This is a genomic window from Brevundimonas sp. (assembly GCF_018608325.1).
Lineage (GTDB): Bacteria > Pseudomonadota > Alphaproteobacteria > Caulobacterales > Caulobacteraceae > Brevundimonas.
Map to the genome: position 1 here is coordinate 7,462 of NZ_JABAZW010000025.1, position 6,211 is coordinate 13,672.

The 6,211-nt window shown below is 64.1% G+C and carries 7 protein-coding genes; 6 read left to right on the top strand and 1 reads right to left on the bottom strand.

Annotated elements, in window-relative coordinates; genetic code table 11:
• From QZ281_RS02535 to QZ281_RS02560, 6 genes are all read left to right on the top strand, one after another.
• On the top strand, positions 1-458 hold a 458-nt coding region (locus tag QZ281_RS02535), incomplete at its 5' end, for an aminotransferase class IV (protein ID WP_292224349.1).
• Positions 445-1,902 (top strand): 3-isopropylmalate dehydratase large subunit, encoded by a 1,458-nt coding sequence (gene leuC, locus QZ281_RS02540; RefSeq protein WP_292224364.1) that lies wholly within the window; start codon positions 445-447, stop codon positions 1,900-1,902. The genes QZ281_RS02535 and leuC, both read left to right, overlap by 14 nt.
• On the top strand, positions 1,895-2,479 hold the full coding sequence (leuD, locus tag QZ281_RS02545; RefSeq protein WP_292224351.1) for a 3-isopropylmalate dehydratase small subunit: 585 nt from the start codon (positions 1,895-1,897) through the stop codon (positions 2,477-2,479). The genes leuC and leuD overlap by 8 nt, the downstream gene beginning before the upstream one ends.
• Positions 2,479-3,585, top strand: coding sequence for a 3-isopropylmalate dehydrogenase (gene leuB, locus QZ281_RS02550; RefSeq protein WP_292224353.1), 1,107 nt, complete (start codon positions 2,479-2,481; stop codon positions 3,583-3,585). The genes leuD and leuB overlap by 1 nt, the downstream gene beginning before the upstream one ends.
• A 218-nt stretch (positions 3,586-3,803) precedes the next feature.
• Positions 3,804-5,147, top strand: coding sequence for an ammonium transporter (locus tag QZ281_RS02555; protein WP_292224355.1), 1,344 nt, complete (start codon positions 3,804-3,806; stop codon positions 5,145-5,147).
• Between the two features lie 93 nt (positions 5,148-5,240).
• Positions 5,241-5,918 carry a TorF family putative porin gene (locus tag QZ281_RS02560; RefSeq protein WP_292224358.1) on the top strand — a complete coding sequence of 226 codons (678 nt, stop codon included), beginning with the start codon at positions 5,241-5,243 and terminating at the stop codon, positions 5,916-5,918.
• A 62-nt stretch (positions 5,919-5,980) separates the two neighbouring features.
• Here the strand turns inward: QZ281_RS02560 and QZ281_RS02565 are convergent.
• Positions 5,981-6,211: glycoside hydrolase family 15 protein (locus QZ281_RS02565; RefSeq protein WP_292224361.1), on the bottom strand; the 231-nt coding region annotated here is incomplete at its 5' end.

Here is a 6,211-nt window from a genome sequence, read left to right on the forward strand (position 1 = left end):
CCTATCTGATCGGCCGCGAGGCCCGCGTCGGCGGCTTCGGCGAAGGCATCGCCTTGGGCGTCGATGGGCGCCTGTCCGAAGGGGCGGGTGAGAACCTGTTCGTGGTCAAGGACGGCAAGGTCATGACCCCGCCCGCCGCCAACTCCATCCTGATGGGCATCACCCGCGACAGCGTCATCAAGCTGGCCAAGGCGCAGGGCTATGAGGTCGTTGAACAGGCCATGCCGCGCGAGGCCCTGTATCTGGCCGACGAAATCTTCATGACCGGCACCGCCGCCGAAATCACGCCGGTGCGTTCTGTCGATGGCATCACCACCCGCGCCGCTGGACCCGGCCCGGTGACCAAGGCGATCAACAACGCCTTCCGCGGCCTGTTCACGGGCGAGACGCCGGACACCTTCGGCTGGCTGGAGCCGATTGACGCGCCTGCAGAGAAACGGACGCCTGAATATGCCTAAGACCCTGTTCGACAAGGTCTGGGACGCCCACGTCGTACGGTCGGAAACGGCCGAGACGCCGGGGGTTCTGTATATCGACCTGCATCTGGTCCACGAAGTCACCAGCCCGCAGGCCTTCAGCGAGATCGAGGCGCGCGGCCTGAAGGTTCGCCGCCCGGATCGCACCTATGCGACGCTGGACCACTCGACTCCGACCTTGCCTGCAGGCCTGAACGGGCTGAAGCCCTATGTCACGGCCCAGGCTGAGGCGCAGGTGCATACGCTGGAGCGCAACTGCGCCGCCCACGGCGTGCCGCTGGCCGGGTGGGATTCGGATGATCGCGGCGTTGTTCACGTCATGGGCCCGGAACTGGGCCTGACCCAGCCCGGCATGACGGTCGTCTGCGGCGACAGCCACACGGCGACGCATGGCGCGTTCGGCGCGCTGGCCTTCGGCATCGGCACCTCGGAAGTCGGCCATGTGCTGGCGACCCAGTGCCTGTTGCAGCGCAAGGCCAAGTCCATGCGCGTGACCGTGAACGGCCAGTTGCAGCCCGGCGTGTCGGGCAAGGATGTGGCCCTGGCCGTCATCGCCGCCATCGGCTTCGGCGGCGGCACCGGCTATGTCATCGAATATGCAGGCGAGGCGGTGGGCTCGCTGGACATGGAAGGGCGCATGACCCTGTGCAACATGTCCATCGAGGCTGGCGCCCGCGCAGGCATGATCGCGCCCGACCAGACGACCATCGACTGGCTGCGCGGCCGCAAGAATGTCCCGACGGATTATGAGTCTGCGGCGGCCGAATGGCTGAAGCTGGCGTCTGATCCGGGAGCGGTGTTCGATACCGAAGTGGTGTTGGACGGCGCCGCTATTCGCCCGATGGCGACCTGGGGCACGACCCCGGATGCTGGCGCGCCCATCGGTTCGCCGGTGCCCCAGCCGCAGTCGGATTCCGACCGCAAGGCCATCGCCTATATGGGTTTCACCGCAGGCGAGGCGACGACGACGCAAGCCGTGGATGTGGTCTTCATTGGCTCCTGCACCAACGGCCGTCTGCCTGATCTGCGCGCCGCCGCCGATGTGCTGCGGGGACGCAAGGTCAAGCCGGGGCTGCGGATGCTGGTGGTGCCGGGTTCAGAGGCTGTGCGTCGCGACGCAGAGGCGGAGGGCCTGCACGAGGTCTTCATCGCCGCCGGGGCCGAATGGCGCATTCCCGGTTGTTCGATGTGCATCGCCATGAACGGTGATTTCGTTGCGCCCGGACAACTGGCCGTCTCGACCTCCAACCGCAATTTCGAAGGGCGTCAGGGCAAGGATGCGCGCACCATTCTGGCCAGCCCTGCTACGGCTGCGGCGACGGCGGTGGCGGGCGTGCTGACCGATCCGCGCGTCTATCTGGAGGAGGCGGCGGCCTTCAATCGGTCGAGCGCCGCGCGCGAGACGGTAGGAGTGCAAAATGTCTGAGCCGTTTCAGGTTTTGACGTCGAAGACGGTCACGCTCAGCCAGGCCAATATCGACACCGACCAGATTATTCCGGCCCGCTTCCTGACCACCACGACCCGCGAGGGGCTGGGCAAGGCAGCCTTCTATGACTGGCGCTATGAGGACGATGGATCGGAGAAGCCCGAGGCCATCCTGAACCGCATCGACCCGGCTGAGCACCGCATCCTGCTGGCGGGCAAGAACTTCGCCTGTGGTTCGTCGCGCGAACATGCCCCCTGGGCCCTGTATGACTATGGGTTCCGGGCGGTGGTTTCGACCGAAATCGCTGACATTTTTACATCGAATGCACTGAAAAACGGCCTGCTGCCCATCGTCGTCAGCCAGGCGGTTTGGGATGATCTGGCGTCGCAACCGGATCAGCCGGTCACGATCGACCTTCAGGCGAACGAGATACGCCGCGGCAATGCGCAGCCCGTGCCGTTCGGGGTCGAATCCTTCGCCCGTCAGTGCCTGCTGGACGGGGTGGACACCCTGGGCTGGCTGCAATCAAACCTGCCTGAGATCGAAGCGTTCGAGCGTTCGAGAGAGACCATCTGATGACCACCGCCGCCCCCAAGACCTATAATGTCGTCCTGCTGCCCGGCGACGGCGTCGGCCCCGAAGTGACCGCCGCCGCCCGCAGCGTTCTTTCGGTCATCGGCGACTTCTACGGACACACCTTCAACTTCTCCGAACACCTGATCGGCGGCGCAGCCATCGACGCGACCGGCGATCCCCTGCCGGAAGCCACCAGCGCAGCCTGTCTGGCGGCGGATGCGGTGTTCCTGGGCGCCGTGGGCGGGCCCAAGTGGGATGGCGGCAAGCGTCGTCCCGAAGAAGGCCTGCTGGCCATCCGCAAGGCCATGGGCCTGTTCGCCAACCTGCGCCCGCTGCAGGTCTCGCCAGTGCTGGCGCACCGTTCGCCGCTGAAGAAAGAGATCGTCGAAGGCGTCGATCTGATCATCTTCCGCGAACTGACGGGCGGGGTCTATTTCGGCAAGAAGACGCGCGACGAGAAGGGTGCGACGGACCTATGCGAATATACGGTGGTCGAGATCGAGCGCGTCGCCCGCGCCGCCTTCCAGACCGCCAAACAGCGTCGCGGCAAGGTCACCTCGGTCGACAAGGCCAATGTCATGGAGACCAGCCGCCTGTGGCGCGAGGTCGTGACCCGCATCCATGCCGAGGAATATCCGGAGATTGCGCTGGAGCATGCGCTGGTCGATTCCATGGCGATGCACCTGATCCGCAAGCCGCGCGAATATGACGTCATCCTGACCGAGAACATGTTCGGTGACATCCTGTCGGACGAAGTGTCCGTGCTGGGCGGCTCCATCGGCCTGTTGCCATCGGCGTCGTTGGGTACGGAAGGACCGGGCCTGTTCGAGCCGATCCACGGTTCGGCGCCGGACATCGCCGGGCAGGATCTGGCCAACCCGATTGGCGGCATCCTGTCGGCGGCCCTGCTGCTGCGTCACAGCCTGAAGCTGGAAGACGAGGCTGATTCCATCGAGGCCGCCGTCGCTGCGGTTCTGGCGTCGGGCGCGGTCACGGCGGATCTGGGCGGTGAACTGGGTACGCGGGCGGCGACGGATGCCGTCGTAGATGCTCTGCGGGCCATCCATTGGGCGGCGGCGCATCGGGTTCAGATGCATTGGGCCTGAAAGGTCTAAACGAGGGTTGAATTTTAAACCCTCAAGCGCCGCTTTCCTTGCGATAAAATATCGAATTGAGATCGCATAGTCGAACGATTGTGCGATCTCATTAATTTTACTGATGACAGGTGCAAGAAAATTGCGCCGTCCACCGCGTGACCCCTTGCGCATTTCGCAATTGCGGTAGCACCTTCGCAATTGCGAGATTGCAAAGGGGGTACCAGTTGATGTCGCAAGTAGGAAACCGTCTCCGGGGAGGAGCCGCGCTCCTCCTGTCATCGCTTACATTACTGGCCGCAGGCGCGGCCAATGCGCAGGCCGCCGTCCCTGCGCTGCTGGGTCATCAGACGGCGCTCGAATTAGACGGCGCAGGCACAGCCTGGCTCGGCGTCTCCACCGCACTGGTTCTGCTGATGACCCTCCCCGGTCTGGCGCTATTCTACGGCGGCATGGTGCGACGCAAAAACGTCATCGCCACCATCACCCAATCGGTCGGCGTTTTTTCGGTCGTGACCCTGGTCTGGTTCATCGCGGGCTACAGCATCGCCTTTGGCGAGAACGCGGACCCGACCCTGCAGAAGTTCGTCGGCAACCTCGACATGCTGTTCCTGAACGGTGTGACGCTGGAGACGGCCAACAAGCTGCTGCCGGGCATTCCGGAGTTCCTCTGGATTTCGTTCCAGCTGACCTTCGCCATCATCACGCCCGCCCTGATCACGGGCGCCTTCGCCGAGCGGTTCAAATACTCGGCCCTGCTGCTGTTCACCGCCCTGTGGTCGTTGCTGATCTACGCACCGATCTGTCACTGGGTCTGGGGCGGCGGTTTCCTAGGCACGGCTGGGGTTCTGGACTTTGCGGGCGGCGCCGTCGTTCACGTCAACTCGGGTGTGGCGGGTCTGGTCTGTGCGATCTTCCTGGGACGCCGCAAGGGTTATGGGGTTGAGCCGATCACCGCGCACAACCCGGTTCTGACCCTGATCGGCGCCAGCCTGCTGTTGGTCGGCTGGATCGGTTTCAACGCCGGTTCAGCAGGGGCGGCCAACGCCCTGATGGGCGCGGCCCTGATCAACACCCTGCTGGCGGCGGCGGCGGCGGCCCTGGCCTGGAAGGTGATCGAGGTCATCGAGAAGAAGAAGATCTCGCTAATCGGCATGTTGTCGGGCGTGGTTGCGGGTCTGGTCGGCATCACGCCGGCTGCGGGCTTTGTCGATCCCAAGGGGGCGGTGCTGATCGGTCTGATCTGTGGCGTGGTCTGCTATGCATCCTCGGTCTGGATCAAGAAGCTGCTGCGTTACGACGACTCGCTGGACGCCTTCGGCATCCACGGCGCAGGCGGTCTGGTCGGGGCGTTGCTGACGGGGGTGTTCGCCACCACCACGATCAACAGCCTGTCTGAAGGCGCCAATATCGGCGCTCAGGCGCTGGGTCTGTTCTGGACCATTCTCTACAGCGCGGTCGGCACCCTGATCATTCTGCTGATCTGCAAATACACGACCGGGCTTCGCGTCAGCGAGGCTGAAGAGGCGGCTGGTCTGGACACATCGCTGCACGGCGAAGTTCTCGACCACTGAGACGGCAATCGGGCGCGGCTCCCAATCCCGCGCCCGATCATCTTCCGCGTCCTGCGGAAATCACAGCTTCAATCAAATCGAGGGGATACGATTATGAGAGCTCATGTCTTGCTTGCGGCCTCGGCCGTCACGGCTGCCTTCGCCATGTTCGGCGCGGCGCCTGTTTTCGCCAGCGATGTCGCGTTCAACATCGGTGCGACCAACAACTATGTGTTCCGTGGCCTGACACAGACGGACGAAAAGTTCGCGGTTCAGGGCGGACTGGACTTCGCCACCGACGGCGGTTTCTACGCCGGAGCCTGGGCGTCGAATGTCGATTTCAAGGACGGCACAGACGCCGAGATCGACCTGTATGGCGGCTACAGGACTGAGGCTGCAGGCTTTGCCTGGGATGTCGGCGTCATCGCCTACACCTATGTCGGCGCGCCCAGCGGCGTCAGCTACAACAACTATGAGGTCAAGGTCGGCGCCTCGCGGGCCTTTGGTCCGGCGACCATCGGGGCGACCCTGTACTATTCGCCCGACAGTTGGGGCGTCGAGAACGAGAGCCTCTATGCCGAGCTGACGGGCGCCTACACGGTGTCGGACAAGATCTCGATCTCAGGCGCGGTTGGGCGTCAGACCTTCGATCCGGGTTCGGACTACACCACCTGGAATGCGGGGGGGACCTATGCCCTGACCGACAAGCTGGGGCTGGATCTGCGGTACTACGACACCAACCTGCACGGTTACGACGACGCCTTCGTGGTGTCGCTGAAGGCCAGCTTCTGATCGCCTAGGCATCAGCCCATAAGGAAACGCCCCCGATCCGGCTGGATCGGGGGCGTTTTTGTTTAGCGCGCGTAGCGGCTCTGGACGGGTTCGTAGTTGTCCCAGACCTTGCCGTCCGCCAGCGAACGCAGCAGCTTCAGATACTCAGCGTGCGTCCAGGCCAGAGGCGTCGCCGAGTCCGTGTTCTGACCCAGCTTATAGTCGTGCGCCGTCGCGTTGCCGACGCCGTCCCAGACCTGTTCGGCCAGCATCAGGCCATCATTGGCGAACCGCTCCATGCCGCGGACATAGGT

Bases quoted from the DNA above. Each gene is read 5' to 3' on its own strand.
- leuD (WP_292224351.1), top strand. From the start codon at position 1,895: ATGTCTGAGCCGTTTCAGGTTTTGACGTCGAAGACGGTCACGCTCAGC.
- leuB (WP_292224353.1), top strand. From the start codon at position 2,479: ATGACCACCGCCGCCCCCAAGACCTATAATGTCGTCCTGCTGCCCGGC.
- QZ281_RS02555 (WP_292224355.1), top strand. From the start codon at position 3,804: ATGTCGCAAGTAGGAAACCGTCTCCGGGGAGGAGCCGCGCTCCTCCTG.
- QZ281_RS02560 (WP_292224358.1), top strand. From the start codon at position 5,241: ATGAGAGCTCATGTCTTGCTTGCGGCCTCGGCCGTCACGGCTGCCTTC.